The organism is Vibrio antiquarius (assembly GCF_000024825.1).
GTDB lineage: Bacteria > Pseudomonadota > Gammaproteobacteria > Enterobacterales > Vibrionaceae > Vibrio > Vibrio diabolicus.
This window is the reverse complement of record NC_013456.1, coordinates 3,100,474-3,116,641: the sequence shown is the minus strand read 5'-3', so window position 1 is coordinate 3,116,641 and position 16,168 is coordinate 3,100,474. Positions and strand designations below refer to the sequence as shown.

Below are 16,168 nucleotides of genomic sequence, written 5' to 3'. Positions count from 1 at the left end.
ATAGTGAGCACAGAAAAAGGAATCACATTATGTCAACGCAAATGGCTGGTGGCTGGAGTCCATTTAATGAACTCAAAGCAGAGGATAAAGAAGTATTTGCTAAAGGTATCGAGGGGTTTGTCGGCGTCAAATACTCCCCTTTGGTTGTGGCTACTCAAGTCGTAGCCGGACAAAACTATGCGTTTTTCTGTAATGCAGAAGTTGTCTACCCTGGAGCACAACCATACCCAGCAATGGTTCATATGTTCAGCGACCTTGAAGGTAAAGTCGGTATTACTCACATTGAACGATTGAACTACTAAATTAAGCCATAAAAGGCGCCTGACTTTTAAATAAGTGAGGCGCTTTATTGATTAAGGTTGATTCGCTTGATCGATCACGACTTTTCTTAAATATCCTTGTTTGGCTTTCAGTTGCTCAGTCGCGCTTTCTTTATCCAGCCCGGTTAAAATCATCAAAATCGCTAACTTGGCGTCGTAGTCCGTTTCTTTGAGCGCAGTTTTAGCCTCTTGGTTAGTACAATCTGTTGCTTGCATAACAATACGAGCCGCTCTTGCAACTAGCTTTGCATTCGTCGCTTTCACATCTACCATTAAGTTCTGATAACTTTTGCCTAGGCGAATCATGCTTGCAGTAGTGAGCATGTTCAGTACGAGCTTTTGCGCCGTCCCTGATTTTAAGCGAGTGGATCCCGTTAACGCTTCAGGTCCAACAACGGGGCTGATCGCAATATCGGCAATATCTGCAATCGGAGAGTCAGGGTTACAAGATAGTGCTACAGTGGTGGCACCAAGTTCGTTCGCATACTCTAAGCCCCCAATCACGTACGGTGTCCGTCCACTTGCCGCAATACCAACGACGACATCGCGTTGTGTTAGCGTATTCTCTTTGAGATCTTGCTCGCCTAGTTCAGGATCGTCCTCTGCCCCTTCTTTCGCGCGGAACATTGCCTCTTTTCCACCCGCAATAATACCAACGACCATCTCTGGATCCGTGCCAAAAGTCGGCGGGCATTCTGAAGCGTCCAAGACACCGAGCCGACCACTGGTGCCTGCACCGATGTAAAACAACCGACCTCCGACCTTAAATGCTTCCGTGATCTTATCAACGGCTTGAGCGATCTCTGGTAGCACTTTCTCGACCGCAATTGGGACGAGTTTATCTTGTTGGTTTAAACGCTGCACAATATCGAATGAAGGAAGAAGATCGATATCCATTGTTTCAGGATTTCGACCTTCAGAGACGAGGTGAGAAAGAGCCGCAATAAGCGCGTCATTTGTCATAGTAATTTAAGCCTTCGTGATTAATTTTTTGAGTAGAGTACGCCAAGTGAAGCGAGACGACTTGCCCCTGTGACTTCCGGTAAATTGCTAGGGAGGCTATGAATATAGCGCTGTGCGAGCCAAGCAAATGCCATGGCTTCCATGTAGTCACCATCAACGCCTTTTTCTGCCGTTGTCGCAACGTGCCATTGTGGCAATAACTTAGTCAATCGCTGCATTAAAAGTGGGTTTCTTGCTCCACCGCCACAGACCAATAGTTGAGGCGTGATGCCATGAGAAAACTTGTCGACTTCGTTGGCAATGGTAATCGCAGAATATTCGCAGAGTGTACGCTGTACGTCTTCGGTTGGTAAATTGTAATGAGCCAGTTGCTGATGCAGCCAGTCAATATTGAACAGTTCTCGCCCGGTACTTTTAGGTGCTGGCATGGCGAGGTAAGCTTCTTTAAGTAATTGAGTCAACAAAGTAGCGTTTACCGTTCCTTTCAGTGCAAATTGTGCATCTTTGTCGAAGCTTTGCCCAGTGTGCAGCGCACACCACGCGTCCATCAACATGTTGCCCGGACCTGTGTCATAGCCAATGACTGGTTGCTCGGGATGCAGTACAGAGATGTTGGCAATGCCACCGATGTTCAGCACGACGGTGGTGGAATCTTGCATGGCAAAGATACTTTTATGAAAAGCGGGAACCAGCGGTGCACCTTGTCCACCTAGCGCCATGTCTTTACGACGAAAATCCGCTACCGTATCAATGCCTGTCTTGACCGCGATAATGTTGGCATCGCCCAATTGAGTGGTAAACGGCAAGTTTCCGGTAGGCTGATGGAACACTGTTTGACCGTGATTACCAATCGCACGAATTTGCTCTGCGACGTAACCAGACTTATTGAGCAGCTGTAGCACGGCATCTGAAAATAGGTGGCCGAGCTGGTGATCCAATTCACCTATGGCTTTTAAATTTGTTGCTTGACCGGTACAAACAGATAACAGCATGTCTTTTAGTGCTGCGGGCATTGGGTAGTCGTCGTGCGCAACCAGACGAACGTGCTCATCACTTATTTCAACCAGAGCGGTATCAACGCCGTCCATACTCGTTCCAGACATCACACCAATGTACAGTTCGTTAAATTTCATAGCCGATCTCGTCAATTCTTCATTCACTTATTGTAAAGCAAATCTGAAGCGAATAACCTCATCGAATACGAGATATTCAACCGATTTTGAGGAGAAAACATGGGACCGTTATGGGTTGACGTCGCGGGTTATGAACTGACCGCTGAAGACAAAGAAATTCTGGAACATCCTACGGTTGGTGGCTTAATTCTATTTGCTCGCAACTATCATGATAGTGAACAGCTTCAAGCACTTACTCAATCAATCCGCAAGGCTGCCAAGCGCCCGATTTTGATCGGTGTGGATCAAGAAGGGGGGCGAGTACAACGCTTCCGTGAAGGTTTCTCGTTGATCCCTGCAGCCGAAGAATACGCCAAACATCAAAATGGCGAAGAGCTAGCACGTATGGGCGGTTGGCTAATGGCAGCGGAGTTGATAGCACACGACATTGATTTAAGCTTTGCACCCGTGCTCGATAAAGGTCATCAATGTAAAGCGATCGGTAACCGAGCATTTGGCGAAGATGCCGATACCATTCTTCGATTTAGCACCGCTTACATGCAGGGCATGAAGAGCGTTGGAATGGCAACAACAGGCAAACACTTCCCGGGTCACGGTGGTGTGATTGCTGACTCACACTTAGAAACGCCATACGACGAGCGCAGCGACATTTTTGAACAAGACATGGCTATCTTTAAAGCGCAAATTGATGCCGGTATTTTAGATGCCATGATGCCTGCTCACGTGATTTTTCCGAACTACGATTCTCAGCCTGCGAGTGGTTCAGAATACTGGTTGAAACAAGTTTTGCGACAGCAACTCGGTTTTAAAGGCTTGGTTTTCTCCGATGATCTGACGATGGAAGGCGCTGCAATCATGGGTAGTCCTGCCGAGCGTGGGGTTCAAGCCTTGAAAGCCGGTTGCGATATGCTATTGATGTGTAATAAGCGTGAAGCACACATTGAGGTGTTGGATAACTTGCCAGTATCAACAGTGCCACTGGCGGATGCGTTACTGAAAAAACAGTCTTTTTCTCTAAGCGATCTCAAGTTATCTCAAGAGTGGAAAGCGGCGAGTGAAGCGATGAAACGCTTGACCAGCTAAACCTCTTGTAAACGATTCAAAACACCGATTAGAAGCCAAAGTTAATTATACTTTGGCTTTTTATTTGACTGTAAATAATAATTTACACCAAATGTTTTTTATTGTGTACGCTTGTTTTTCTTTTTTAGCCTGTTATCTTGTCGTTAAAGCTTAGTTGTCTCACCAAGGATTTGGTTGGGTGTAAAAATAAATATACAGGTTAGAGTTATGCAGAAAAGTGAGTTGAGCAATATTAATATTAGCGAAGAGCAGGTTCTTATTACCCCAGAGGAGCTAAAAACCAAGCTTCCTTTGAGTGAAAAAGCGCGCCGCTTTATTCAAGAGTCTCGCCAAACTATCGCTAATATTATTCATAAAAAGGATCATCGCCTGCTGGTTGTATGTGGTCCATGTTCTATCCACGACGTGGAAGCGGCGAAGGATTACGCAAAACGTCTTAAAGCGCTCTCTGAACAACTAAGTGACCAACTGTATATTGTTATGCGTGTTTACTTTGAAAAACCACGCACCACGGTCGGCTGGAAAGGGCTGATTAACGATCCGCACCTCGATGGCAGCTTCGATATTGAACATGGTCTGCATGTTGGACGCGAACTGCTAGTGGAATTGGCAGAGATGGAAATCCCGCTCGCGACTGAAGCTCTGGACCCAATTAGCCCACAATACTTGGCGGATACTTTTAGTTGGGCTGCGATCGGCGCACGTACTACGGAGTCACAAACTCACCGTGAAATGGCAAGTGGCCTGTCTATGCCAATCGGTTTTAAAAATGGCACGGATGGCAGTTTGGCAACCGCAATCAATGCGATGCAAGCTGCGTCTTCTAGCCACCGTTTTATGGGAATTAACCGTGAGGGACAAGTAGCGCTATTGACCACTCAGGGTAATGCTAATGGGCATGTGATCTTACGTGGCGGCAAGCAAACTAACTACGACTCAGTGTCAGTTACTGAGTGTGAGCAAGAAATGGCGAAATCTGGCCTTGATGCATCATTAATGGTGGATTGTAGTCACGCCAACTCACGTAAAGATTACCGTCGCCAGCCATTAGTCGCAGAAGATGTTATTCACCAAATCCGTGAAGGTAATAAGTCCATTATCGGCCTTATGATTGAAAGCCATATCAATGAAGGAAATCAATCTTCTGACTTAGCTCTCGAAGAAATGAAATACGGTGTATCTATCACTGACGCATGTATCAATTGGGATTCAACTGAGGCACTATTACGTCATGCACATGAAGAGCTAGTGCCTTTCTTAGAAAATCGTCCAAAGGCTAATTAATACAGGATTTAAGGAACATCAATGGCAGTTGAACTTAACGCATTGCGCGATCAGATTGATGCAGTCGACAAGCAAATGTTGGAGCTATTAGCTCAGCGTTTGGCGCTCGTAGAGAAAGTTGGGGAAGTAAAAAGCGAACATGGTTTGCCTATTTATGCCCCTGATCGTGAAGCGGCGATGCTGGCTTCTCGCCGAGCAGAAGCTGAGAAAATGGGAATTCCTCCACAGCTTATTGAAGATATTCTGCGTCGTACCATGCGTGAGTCTTATGCCAGTGAAAAAGACTCCGGTTTTAAGTGTTTGAACCCTGAATTACGCTCAGTGGTCATTATTGGTGGTAATGGCCAGTTAGGCGGCCTGTTTGGGCGTATGTTTAAGTTATCTGGTTATCAAGTCAAAGTGCTTGGTAGCAAAGACTGGGATCGTGCGGATGACATCCTAAAAGATGCGGGCTTGGTGGTGGTTACTGTGCCAATTCACCTAACAGAAGGTGTGATTGAAAAGCTAGGTAATCTGCCACAAGACTGTATTCTGTGTGACCTGACTTCTATAAAATCTAAGCCACTGCAAGCAATGTTGAATGTGCACCAAGGACCGGTGGTTGGTTTACACCCAATGTTTGGCCCAGATGTGCCGAGCCTTGCCAAGCAGGTGATTGTGTACTGTGATGGGCGTGGAAATGATCAATACCAATGGTTGCTGCAACAGTTTGGTATTTGGGGCGCGAGCTTGTGCCAGATTGATGCGCAAGAGCACGATCATGGCATGACGTTAATCCAAGCGCTGCGTCACTTCACCTCATTTGCTTACGGCATGCATCTAAGCAAAGAGAACCCGAACATTGAGCAACTGTTAAAGTTGAGCTCACCGATCTACCGCCTGGAGTTGGCGATGGTAGGGCGTCTGTTTGGTCAGGATCCAAACCTCTACGGTGACATTATTCTCTCATCGCAAGAAAACATCGACATGATTAAGCGATTCCACCAACGCTTCGGCGAAGCACTTGCGATTTTGGATAGCAAAGATAAAGCCAAATTTGTCGAAAGCTTTGAGCAGGTGAGTGAGTGGTTTGGTGATTATTCACAACAATTTATGAATGAGAGCCAAAACTTACTCAAACAGGCGAATGATAATATTCATCGCGGTTAATCGCTGGTTATCTATCCGTGTGGAGCCCGAAACGAAAAGAGCAGCTTACGCTGCTCTTTTTTGTGTCGAGAGATAAATCAGTTAGTCGCGGTATTGCTGGTATCTTCACTTGATACTGTATTGATACTGGTGTCGCGATAGGGGGAGTTGGTTAAATTGACTTGCAGACGCACGACATTATCAATCAATTGAACTAAAGGGCCCCATTTCACTTTTTTCTCTTTTTCAAATACATAATTGAAGTTTTCAGGTGTCCACTCCATCAAGTATTGAGGGTTGAGTGCTCGCCCGAGAAAGCGCACCTCGTAATGCAGGTGCGGGCCAGTGGAATTACCTGAACTACCACATTGAGCAATCACATCGCCTTTACTGACAAATTGGCCGCTTTTCACTTTAAAGCGTTGTAAGTGAGCAAAGGAGCTCATAAAGCCAAATGAGTGACGAATAGTGACATAGTTGCCATAGCCACGATTACTCGGGCGAACGGTTTCCACCACTCCGTCTGCAGGTGCGAGGATTTCTTCTCCTCGTTTACAGGTAAGATCGATACCAGTATGAACGTGTCGTTTACCTGAAATAGGATTAATGCGACTGCCGTAGGAAGAAGAAATACGTTGGTATGTCACTGGGCTATCATTTGGAATCAAACGAAACATGGTTGCTCGAACTGCGGAATCGATAGCTGCTGCATCAATTCGCTCTTCTAACGCCATGTTGTTTTCATCGATCATCAGCTCTTCGTCAGCGAGACCTAGAACCGATTCGACGTCGAATACCCGTTTTCCTAATAGCTGAATTTGATTGTTTTTATCGGTCAATGACTGAGAAAGCGAGTGGTTGGTATCAAGCTGTTCTTCATAAAGCGCGGTGATTTCGGCCTTTTCACTTTCTAGTTTGGCGATGGTTTGTGTTAGTTCGTCTTTATTTTGTATCTGCTGTTGATTGAGATACCACGCGCCACCAACGACGGCGGGTAATGCCAATACCGAAGCAAATACTGCTAGGACCGAACTGCGGCCCAAATAGAACTGCTGATCGCCGTCTTTCGTCGGGATCTGCATGATGATTTTTTTAGACATAGTTATTGTTACTTAAATAGGCGTTCATTTATTTTTCTCCTAAATCAGAGAGATGTTCTAACTCTCGGTTCAGAAGGTCGTTATTGCCTACATTCAATTCTATAAATCGTTTTAGTTGGCTAATGCTCTCGATGTCTATCTTGATGATCTTTAACCTAATCTCACACTTAGAAACATCCACAATTTGCGCTTTTAACGTAATCACTTGTTCGGATTGATCAAATGAAAAAGTAACATGGGCTGGAAGGGCTGGATCCAAAGCCTCAGTCTCTTCCACTTTCATGAGTAAACCATGTAAGGAAAGATCTTGAATCCTAGCTTCAATTGCCAAGTCACGTTGTTCTACCTTCGCTGGCGCTTGATGGAGAATGCGTGAAAAGCGTCGTCTCTCTGCCATGTGCATTTTCTCGTTATGTTTTCAAACAGAATTGAATAGTATATCAATGCGAACAAAAAATGTTCGATTGCTGTTTGAAAAGTGTCGAGGTCGCTACAGAGTGACGTAAGTGCAATGTCATGTTCTTAACGAACGAGACGGGCTAATGAGCTCTTTTTTATAACAAAGAAAACAAAGGCCGCTATGATAGCGGCCTTTGTACAAATTACAATCAAACTTTGCGGGTTGCGATTACTTCGCAATACGCTTGTATTTGATGCGGTGTGGTTCTGCGGCTTCAGGGCCCAACGTTTTCTTCAACCAGTCCATGTACTCGGTGTAGTTACCTTCGTAGAAGTTAACTTGGCCTTCGTCACGGTAGTCAATGATGTGGGTCGCGATACGGTCAAGGAACCAACGGTCGTGCGAGATAACCATTGCACAACCAGGGAACTCTAGTAGTGCTTCTTCTAGAGCACGCAGTGTTTCAACGTCAAGGTCGTTGGTCGGTTCGTCGAGTAGTAACACGTTACCGCCCGCTTTAAGCAGTTTCGCAAGGTGGACACGGTTACGCTCACCACCTGATAGCTCACCAATGATTTTTTGTTGGTCGCTGCCTTTAAAGTTAAAGCGTGAACAGTATGCGCGAGCTGGGATTTCGAAGTTGTTGATCTTAATGATATCAGCGCCTTCAGAAATCTCTTGGAATACGGTTTTAGAATCGTCCATGCTGTCACGGAACTGATCGACCGATGCTAGTTTTACTGTATCACCCATTTCAATTGTGCCTGAATCTGGTTGTTCAGTACCACTTAACATCTTGAATAGGGTCGATTTACCTGCGCCGTTCGCACCGATGATACCAACAATCGCACCTTTAGGGATGCTGAATGATAGGTCATCAATGAGAACACGGCCGTCAAATGACTTCGTTAGGTTCTTCACTTCAATAACTTTATCACCTAGGCGCTCACCTGGCGGGATAAACAGTTCATTGGTTTCGTTACGTTTTTGGTGATCAGAGCTTTGCAGTTCTTCAAAGCGTGCCATACGTGCTTTTGATTTCGCTTGACGACCTTTAGGGTTTTTACGTACCCACTCAAGTTCTTTCTCGATGGTTTTTTGACGAGCGCTTTCTTGAGATGCTTCTTGTTGTAGACGAGCGTCTTTTTGCTCCAACCATGAAGTGTAGTTACCTTCCCATGGGATACCTTCACCACGGTCAAGCTCTAAGATCCAACCCGCGGCGTTATCTAGGAAGTAACGGTCGTGGGTGATAGCGACTACAGTACCTGTGTAATCCACTAAGAAGCGCTCTAGCCAAGCGACAGATTCTGCATCTAGGTGGTTGGTAGGCTCATCAAGCAGCAGCATGTCTGGCTTAGAAAGTAGCAGGCGACAAATAGCGACACGGCGGCGTTCACCACCTGATAGGTGCGCAATTTTTTGGTCCCATTCAGGTAAACGAAGTGCGTTTGCAGCTCGCTCAAGTGCGTTTTCTAGGTTGTGACCATCTTTCGCTTGAATCAGAGCTTCAAGTTCGCCTTGCTCTTTTGCAAGTGCGTCGAAGTCTGCATCTGGTTCTGCGTAAGCCGCATAGACCGCATCCAAACGTTTCAGTGCGTCAGCAACGTCAGCAACCGCTTCTTCAACAACTTCACGAACGGTTTTTGATTCGTCTAATACTGGCTCCTGGGGTAGGTAGCCTACGTTTAGACCAGGTTGTGGACGCGCTTCACCGTCGATATCCGTGTCGATACCTGCCATGATACGTAGCAGTGTGGATTTACCTGCACCGTTCAGACCTAAAACACCGATTTTCGCACCAGGGAAGAAGCTCAGAGAGATGTCTTTAAGAATTTGACGCTTAGGTGGCACAATCTTGCTCACCCGCGACATGGTATATACGTATTCAGCCATTGCCGATCGTTCCTAAATTAACTGTCATTCAAACCCATCATTTTATACCAAGTGCTTTGTTTTTGTTACCGCATTGCAAGAATTTCCCTTTCGAATGGATTTCTTATTTTGAGCTGACCGGAAACTTACACGGTTAGGGTATACACTTTTGTTATTCGTTATAAATGACGAAGTGCTTTCTGCACAAGTTAGGAACTCCTTGTCTCCATCGTCTTAAAAGTTTCACGAGTACAATTTTTAATACACTAAGTTGCTTTACATGGACATCTGCATTCTGTGTAAATAGATGCATGTGTGAAAATTGCCTTAACATCACATGAACGCTAACAAAACGAGGCTTTGGGGCAGTATATGTCTGGGGAAAATGACACAAATGAGATTCAACGTATCTGAATTGGCTAAAAACGTATGCTGCGCCGCCGCGCTGTGTGCGATGAGTTTGAGTGCTAATGCTGCGCTGAGCTTGGAAAAGCAGCGTGAAGTTTATGAGCAAGCTCAAGATTTATTAGATAAAAATGACATCGACGGATACCTTTCGATCCGTCCTAAAATTTCTGACTATCCACTGACGCCTTATGTGGACTACCGAACGTTTATTAGACAGTTACCGGAAAAGTCGCCACAGCAGGTGAACGAATTTATTTCGGAGCACGAGTCGTTTCCTTTTTCTCGTCGTGTGCGCGCTCCATACCTCAACCATCTTTATAAGCAAAAAGATTGGAAAACCATTACTGAGTTTCAAAAAGTCATTCCAAGTGGCGAGCGTTACCAATGTATTTTCTACGTGGCTCAGTTAGAGCAAGGTAAGAAAGTTGCCGCGTTTAAAGGGGCTGAGCATATGTGGTTGCGTGGCAGAAGTATTGCCGATGAGTGCGATCCATTATTCGCAGCATGGGACAAGGCAGGTGAACGTACTGATGAATTGGTCCTCCAGCGTATGCTACTGGCGTTTGATGCTCGTAATGGCAGTTTGATGAGTTACTTACTTAAACTGCCTAAATCCTCGCAGGCAAGGCAACAAGCGAAAGAAATGAAGGAGTTGTTTGATAACCCTTCAAGCGTTGCGGAGTTCGCGAAGAAAAAAACGGCTAATGATTTTAATCGAGCGCAAAGCGAATATGCGTTGGAAAAGCTAGCTCGCATGAATACCAGTCAAGCGCAGAGTGTATATGATGCCGTTATTAAAGGGCAGAAGTTTTCTCCAGAAAAGGCGCAAGCCCTGGCTGACTATATCGCATTTCGATTGACCCGTACGGAGTCTGAGTCACTAGCGAAGTGGCGTGATGATAAAACGAAAACCAGCCAGTACTTACCGCTCATTGAAACTCGCATTCGCTTAGCGATTCAGAACGCGGATTGGAAGGGCGTACAAGAGTGGATTGCCGTTCTCAATAAAGAAGAGCAAGCGTCGCTTCGCTGGCAATACTGGCTTGGACGAAGTGAAATTGCGTTAGGTGATGACATCGCAGGGAAACAGCGTTTAGCGACTTTGGTCGGGCAGCGAAACTTTTATAGTGTGGCAGCCGCTAATGCGATTGGACAATCAATCAAATACCCTACGCATACGGTTAAGTTTGATAAGCGAGTGGTTCAACCCTATCAAGACTCGTTAGTTCGTATTGAAGAGTTGATCGCGACGGATAAAATTGCAGCAGCGAAAAGTGAATGGGCACATTTATTGCGCCGCGTAGGGAAAGATGAAAAGGCGATGCTGGCGGCTTATGCGTCTTCTAAGCGTTGGCATAACCTAACGGTGACCGCGAGTATTCAAGCGCAGATGTGGGATAATATCGAACTGAGGTTCCCGATTGCGCATCGCTGGTGGTTTAACTTTTATGCAAAAAAACACAACATAGATCCCGTGACGATGATGTCCCTAGCTCGACAGGAAAGTGCGTTGGATGTCGAAGCCCGTTCTCCAGTTGGTGCTCGTGGTCTTATGCAGATCATGCCCGCTACAGCAAAGTATACAGCACGTAAATATAAGTTGAGTTATCAAGGTACGCAGGATCTCTACAATGTGGGCAAAAATATCGAAATTGGTAGCCATTATTTGCAAGGCTTATTAGAGGATTACGATAATAATCGTATTTTTGCTCTTGCTGCTTATAATGCAGGTCCTAACAGAGTAAAAACGTGGCGAGAGCGTACCCAAGGAAAAGTGGATGCTTATGCCTTTATTGAGGCAATTCCATTTAGAGAGACACGCGGTTATGTACAAAACATCCTGATGTTTGAAACATATTACCGTGATCTTTTGGGTATCGATGGCGCGTTCTTGAATCAACATGAGATCAATACCAAGTATTGAGTGAGGTAACTTGATGTCGCACGAACCCGAGTACAAAGACTGGCAACAGATTATTGAGCTAATTCGAACTAGCATGGACAGTGAGCAAGATGACATGCTGTTAACCATGCTGATGTCACGTGATGAGAGAGAATCATTAATATCACGCGTTAATATTATTAACGAGCTTCTTAAAGGAGAATTATCTCAACGTCAGATCAGCCAGATGCTTGGCGTGGGTATTGCCACTATTACTCGTGGTTCTAACGAGTTAAAGTCTAAATCTGATGAAGAGAAAGACAAACTCAAGGTTTTGTTAGAGCAAGTTGCGGTATCTAAGTAGTCAGTGATTCCAATTCGCTTTTAGGTATTGGTATCACAAGTGGTTAAGATAACGTGTTAAAAAGGGCGGAAATATCCGCCCTTTTTCGTACCTAGCGAATAGGATGAGCGTTATAAATTTGAAGGGAAGTGCTCAGAGTTTGTGAATGGAATTAGAGCCAGAATCAAGGCTTGATGGTAAACCGAACTTCGAGTCAGCTGGTTTTGGGTGAGCAGGCTGATGGCACCACCTTTCTGTTTGATGTTCTCGGTACCAAACACCTCATCCATGACATCTCCCAGCTCATTCGCATGCTCGAGTTTGTCCAATACTTTAGGCGGCAGCATTAAGCTCGCAGAGCGAGATTCACCACGGTGAGTATTCGATTCAATCACCATCCACGCAAACGTCACGTTTGTTTCAATTCCCGCTTCAAGTCCGACATAGTAATCCGCGTTTGGCATCTCTACTTTTGCGTTTTTAACGCGGTTTAGTGCACCGCGATGAGTTTCTTCATCAGTCATAGGTTGATCTGCGACCTCACTAGGTACACTGACGCCAACGAAGTTGAACTCTTGGTGCGGAAATGCACTGTTAAATGCACTTTGAACGGCATTAATTTTAGCTGGGTTTAGCGATGCGATTACGACTTTTTGGGTTGCCATGATCTTTTTACTCACTGGTGTCTATTAACTCAATTTTACTTGGGTAGGCTTTACGTTCTCACTAGGGTAACACCCTAATACTTTCAAGTGTTTAGTGATTTTTGTTAGCTCTTCTAGTGCCTGTTGCATTTCTGTCGAAGCAAGATGAGATTCCAAGTCTACGTAGAACATCTCTTCCCATGGGTTCCCCATAATTGGACGTGATTCTAGCTTGGTCATATTGATGCCGTAACGTTGCAGCACTAATAGTGTTTCAACCAATGAGCCAGCCTCTTGGGAGGTCGACATAATCAAGGTGGTTTTTGCTGGAATCTGAGTTGAAACCTCAACTGGTTTGCGAGCAACCACGATAAAACGAGTATGGTTCTCAGTTTGGTTTGCGATGTTGCCTTGAATTGCTTGCAAGCCGTATAGCTTACCGCTTGATGCATTACCAATTGCAGCAACATCATCACGATCCATCTCTTGGACTTTTTGCATTGCATCTGCCGTGCTGGCGCAAGACTCCAGTTTTACACCTTTCATACGGCTTAAAAACTCACTGCACTGTTGGTGTGGCTGAGGATGTGAATACAGCGTTTTAATGTTTTCCAGACGAATGTCTTTTTTCGCAACCAAGCAGTGCTCGATTGGTTGAGTTAGCTCTCCAACGATGTACAGCGTCGTGTGTTGTAGTAGGTCATACACTTCATTAATAGAGCCTGAACTGGTGTTTTCGATAGGCAGAACACCATAATCAGCATGGCCCGATTCTACTGTTTGAGTCACTTCTTTGAAGTGTTCGCAGTTGAGCTCGATAAGTTCTGTATTTTTACGGCTGAAGTATTCGCGGCTTGCCAAGTGCGAGTAAGAGCCTTTGGCTCCTAAGAAAGCGACGCGAGCAAGTGGCTTACGACTTTGTTGCGGGTTAACGAGGTTTTGCAGGTAACTTTGCTGAAGAAGCACAGAGTCTTCAATGATGGTATGGAAAAGTTTAGTGATGTACTGCGCGTCGAGTTCGTATTTATCTCGGCCATTAGAAATCAGCTTAACTAATAGTTGTTGTTCTCGAACGGCATCACGAACGGGTTTTGAGGTTTGTACTTTGCTTTTGGCTACTTCAATGCTGAGTTTACGGCGCTCAGACAATAAGCTAAGAAGTTGGTCATCTAGCTCATTCAAGCGCAAACGAATTTCTTCGAGGGAAATAGGTTGGTCAGTCATCAATTCTTTCCTTATAAAAAAGCCTCCCGATTTGGGAGGCTTTCTGTTTGTTTTTGACTTTTCTTTCACAAACGAGTTCGCCCCTCCGACTATGGGAGGAAAAAGAAGTCAAAAATAAACAGTGAGGTTAAATGCATAAATAGTGCTTAATTTATGAGTGTTTAAACACAATAAGCAAGGCAGGGGAGAGCGTCAAGCAAAAAAATAGCGCCTTTCGGCGCTATTTCCTCAATCTGGTCAGTTTACTCTTCTTCTTCCACTAGCTCAGGCTTATTTGCACGTCGAGCTTCAGGTTTGTGGGTCAGCTTGTTCAATTGTCGTTCTAGTTTTTGCTCCACTTCGTTGATAGCTGCGTAAAGATCTTCGTGAGTTGCTGAGGCAATGAGCTGGCCTTTAGGAACTTTAATAACCGCTTCGAATTTCTTCTGTTTGTTTGGTTCCTCACTGAAAGTTGCTTGGCAACCAATTAGGTCTACTTGCCATTTCTCCAGTTTTTTAAACTTGCTCTCAATATGAGCTCGGATTGCAGAGGTGATTTCGATGTTTTTGCCAGTGATATTCATTGTCATAAGTGTTTTTCCTCTGTTGCATCCCTCATGGGTTGAGTTCAGATTACCGCTTTAAGCATAAAAAAATGTGATTTAGATCATTATTTTGTTCGGGGTTTTTATGATGAAAAATGAATGTGATCTCACTCAAGATCTGCTGAGATTTATCGTGAAATTGCTTGTTATCGGTTAGTAAATCCGTAGATTGGATAGAGTACTCAGCTGAAAACGTCTTCGTTTTTAGGGAAGTTTTACGGCCTAATATTAGAGGTGGTTAAAATTTAACTATACGTAAAGTGTGATGACAGTCACTGAGTCTCTCAGACGAGTTTATTTACAAAGCCGCTTATTTGTACAAGCGGCTTTTTTGTGTCTGGCGTTTGACTGACTTTTCGTAGCGGTATCATGAATACGGGATCCTTTGGAGCCAGTGATACCCGCTCTAGACTTTTGACCTGGTCCAAACTTTCTAGCTGTTTGTATATAACGTAATAGCGATTAATACTGGTAACGTATCCAACCGTTGAGCTTAAACTTTTCCGCATAACGACTTCCACGTTATTGAACCAAACATTAGGATCGTAGCCTTGCTGGGCTGCACGTTTACGAATTCGTTCTACATTCCCGGGGCCAGCATTGTAAGCCGCTAAGGTAAAGTAGAGTTTATTTTCCGCCGTAATAGCAGGATCACTGAAGTACTGCTTACGCAAAAATGCTAAATACTTCACGCCAGCATGAATATTGTTTTCTAGCTGTCGAACGTTTTTGATATTGATATTAGGGTCTCGAGCCGTGCTGGGTAGAACTTGCATTATGCCGACTGCACCTCGACTTCCAACGAGGTCGTTATTAAAGCCGGACTCTTTATAAGCGACGGCTGCGATCAGTAAATAGTCGATATCGTACTTCTCGCCATAGCGTGAAAACAACGTAGCAAGCTTTTCTAGTTGAGCAATTTTGTTGGGGTTAAGGGCTTTGTTTAGCCAACCTGTGTTATCGATGTATTTTCCGTAAATGACGTTACCGAGCAGTGTCCCAGAACGAGATTTCTGAATAAACTTGTTCACGACGGCTTTCAAACTTGGGCTGTTTTCCCGCATTGCCCAAGCGATTTTACCATTTTCACGAATAGGAATTTCTGGGTGAGCTCGAATATCATCCATCACTTTCAGCCAAAGTTTGGCTTTATGGCTATCGAGAACAATGGCTTTGACGTAGCCGTTATTGAGCATCCCAACCAGTTCGTAGTCTTGCAGTGTTTCTTCAATAAAATGTACGACAACGGGTGGTAAGCCTTTTTTATTTAGCTTCTTATTTAGTGCTTGAATACTCTCAAAGTAGCTAGAACTGGCACGTACCCAAACCTCTTTGCCGCTCAGTTGCTCAATGTTAGTCATAGCTGGTGTGTTTTTGTTCGTGACTATCCACTCGTCAATACCAGTAAGAATGGGTGAACTAAAATCGACTTTCTGTTTACGTGAGTTGGTAATGGTCAGATTGGCGACGACTAGATCACCGGAGCCATTTTCTAAGGCTGGCAGAAGTTGGTCACGGGCTAGAGGAATAATTTGTACGTTAAGTTTCGGTTTGAGCTTACGAAGGTCTTTTTCGAAATGCGCCAGCAGTTCTGCACCTATTCCTTTTGGTGTGCCGCCCTCAATGTAATAGAAGCCTAGATCAGCAGAAACGAGAACACGTAAAACATTCTTCTCTTTAATAACATCGAGGTCCCCAGTGTAAGGAGGTTGCTTGAGTGGTGATATTTGCAGTGCGCAAACGGAAGCAGACAATAAGAGCAGCATAACTGCGCATAGCTTAGGTATCGTCACGTTC

Annotated in this window: 15 protein-coding genes and 1 other annotated feature; of the genes, 6 read left to right on the top strand and 9 right to left on the bottom strand. The window is 44.7% G+C overall.

Features of this window, described 5'->3' with window-relative positions:
* Positions 1 to 29 precede the first annotated feature (29 nt).
* Positions 30 to 302 (top strand): hypothetical protein, encoded by a 273-nt coding sequence (locus VEA_RS14425; RefSeq protein WP_012842127.1) that lies wholly within the window; start codon positions 30 to 32, stop codon positions 300 to 302.
* A 51-nt stretch (positions 303 to 353) separates the two neighbouring features.
* Here VEA_RS14425 and murQ read toward each other — a convergent pair whose 3' ends face one another.
* Both murQ and VEA_RS14415 read right to left on the bottom strand, forming a co-directional pair.
* On the bottom strand, positions 354 to 1,283 hold the full coding sequence (murQ, locus tag VEA_RS14420; protein ID WP_006743109.1) for an N-acetylmuramic acid 6-phosphate etherase: 930 nt from the start codon (positions 1,281 to 1,283) through the stop codon (positions 354 to 356).
* 20 nt (positions 1,284 to 1,303) lie between these two features.
* A complete protein-coding gene (locus VEA_RS14415; RefSeq protein ID WP_012842126.1) occupies positions 1,304 to 2,416 on the bottom strand; it encodes an anhydro-N-acetylmuramic acid kinase in 1,113 nt (370 codons plus the stop codon).
* Between the two features lie 99 nt (positions 2,417 to 2,515).
* On the opposite strand from VEA_RS14415, the gene nagZ reads away from it, so the two are divergent.
* From nagZ to tyrA, 3 genes are all read left to right on the top strand, one after another.
* Positions 2,516 to 3,499 (top strand): beta-N-acetylhexosaminidase, encoded by a 984-nt coding sequence (gene nagZ, locus VEA_RS14410; RefSeq protein WP_006743111.1) that lies wholly within the window; start codon positions 2,516 to 2,518, stop codon positions 3,497 to 3,499.
* Between the two features lie 207 nt (positions 3,500 to 3,706).
* Entirely contained in the window at positions 3,707 to 4,783 is a 1,077-nt protein-coding gene (locus VEA_RS14405) for a 3-deoxy-7-phosphoheptulonate synthase (protein WP_006743112.1), read from the top strand.
* 21 nt (positions 4,784 to 4,804) lie between these two features.
* Positions 4,805 to 5,932, top strand: a complete 1,128-nt coding sequence (gene tyrA / locus VEA_RS14400; protein ID WP_006743113.1) for a bifunctional chorismate mutase/prephenate dehydrogenase — start codon at positions 4,805 to 4,807, stop codon at positions 5,930 to 5,932.
* Positions 5,933 to 6,009: 77 nt separating this feature from the next.
* Here tyrA and VEA_RS14395 read toward each other — a convergent pair whose 3' ends face one another.
* The 3 genes from VEA_RS14395 to ettA form a co-directional block, all read right to left on the bottom strand.
* A complete protein-coding gene (locus tag VEA_RS14395; protein ID WP_006743114.1) occupies positions 6,010 to 7,011 on the bottom strand; it encodes a peptidoglycan DD-metalloendopeptidase family protein in 1,002 nt (333 codons plus the stop codon).
* Positions 7,012 to 7,039: 28 nt separating this feature from the next.
* A complete protein-coding gene (locus VEA_RS14390; RefSeq protein ID WP_012842125.1) occupies positions 7,040 to 7,408 on the bottom strand; it encodes a PilZ domain-containing protein in 369 nt (122 codons plus the stop codon).
* 231 nt (positions 7,409 to 7,639) lie between these two features.
* Positions 7,640 to 9,307, bottom strand: a complete 1,668-nt coding sequence (gene ettA, locus VEA_RS14385; RefSeq protein ID WP_005381894.1) for an energy-dependent translational throttle protein EttA — start codon at positions 9,305 to 9,307, stop codon at positions 7,640 to 7,642.
* A 373-nt stretch (positions 9,308 to 9,680) separates the two neighbouring features.
* Between ettA and sltY the strand changes: the two genes are divergently transcribed.
* Together sltY and trpR are read left to right on the top strand one after the other, a co-directional pair.
* Positions 9,681 to 11,618, top strand: a complete 1,938-nt coding sequence (gene sltY / locus VEA_RS14380; RefSeq protein ID WP_012842124.1) for a murein transglycosylase — start codon at positions 9,681 to 9,683, stop codon at positions 11,616 to 11,618.
* A 13-nt stretch (positions 11,619 to 11,631) separates the two neighbouring features.
* The gene (trpR, locus tag VEA_RS14375; RefSeq protein WP_012842123.1) at positions 11,632 to 11,940 is read left to right on the top strand and encodes a trp operon repressor; all 309 of its coding nucleotides are present in this window, start codon (positions 11,632 to 11,634) and stop codon (positions 11,938 to 11,940) included.
* Between the two features lie 110 nt (positions 11,941 to 12,050).
* Here the strand turns inward: trpR and yjjX are convergent, their stop codons facing one another.
* From yjjX to VEA_RS14355, 4 genes are all read right to left on the bottom strand, one after another.
* The gene (gene yjjX, locus VEA_RS14370) at positions 12,051 to 12,584 is read right to left on the bottom strand and encodes an inosine/xanthosine triphosphatase (RefSeq protein ID WP_012842122.1); all 534 of its coding nucleotides are present in this window, start codon (positions 12,582 to 12,584) and stop codon (positions 12,051 to 12,053) included.
* A gap of 24 nt (positions 12,585 to 12,608) precedes the next feature.
* Positions 12,609 to 13,787, bottom strand: coding sequence for a prephenate dehydratase (gene pheA, locus VEA_RS14365; protein WP_005397485.1), 1,179 nt, complete (start codon positions 13,785 to 13,787; stop codon positions 12,609 to 12,611).
* Between the two features lie 12 nt (positions 13,788 to 13,799).
* Positions 13,800 to 13,921: a sequence feature (Phe leader region), on the bottom strand.
* Positions 13,922 to 14,029: 108 nt separating this feature from the next.
* Positions 14,030 to 14,356 carry a ribosome hibernation-promoting factor, HPF/YfiA family gene (gene hpf, locus VEA_RS14360; RefSeq protein ID WP_005397484.1) on the bottom strand — a complete coding sequence of 109 codons (327 nt, stop codon included), beginning with the start codon at positions 14,354 to 14,356 and terminating at the stop codon, positions 14,030 to 14,032.
* 299 nt (positions 14,357 to 14,655) lie between these two features.
* Positions 14,656 to 16,137, bottom strand: coding sequence for an MltF family protein (locus tag VEA_RS14355; protein ID WP_041852990.1), 1,482 nt, complete (start codon positions 16,135 to 16,137; stop codon positions 14,656 to 14,658).
* Positions 16,138 to 16,168 lie beyond the last annotated feature (31 nt).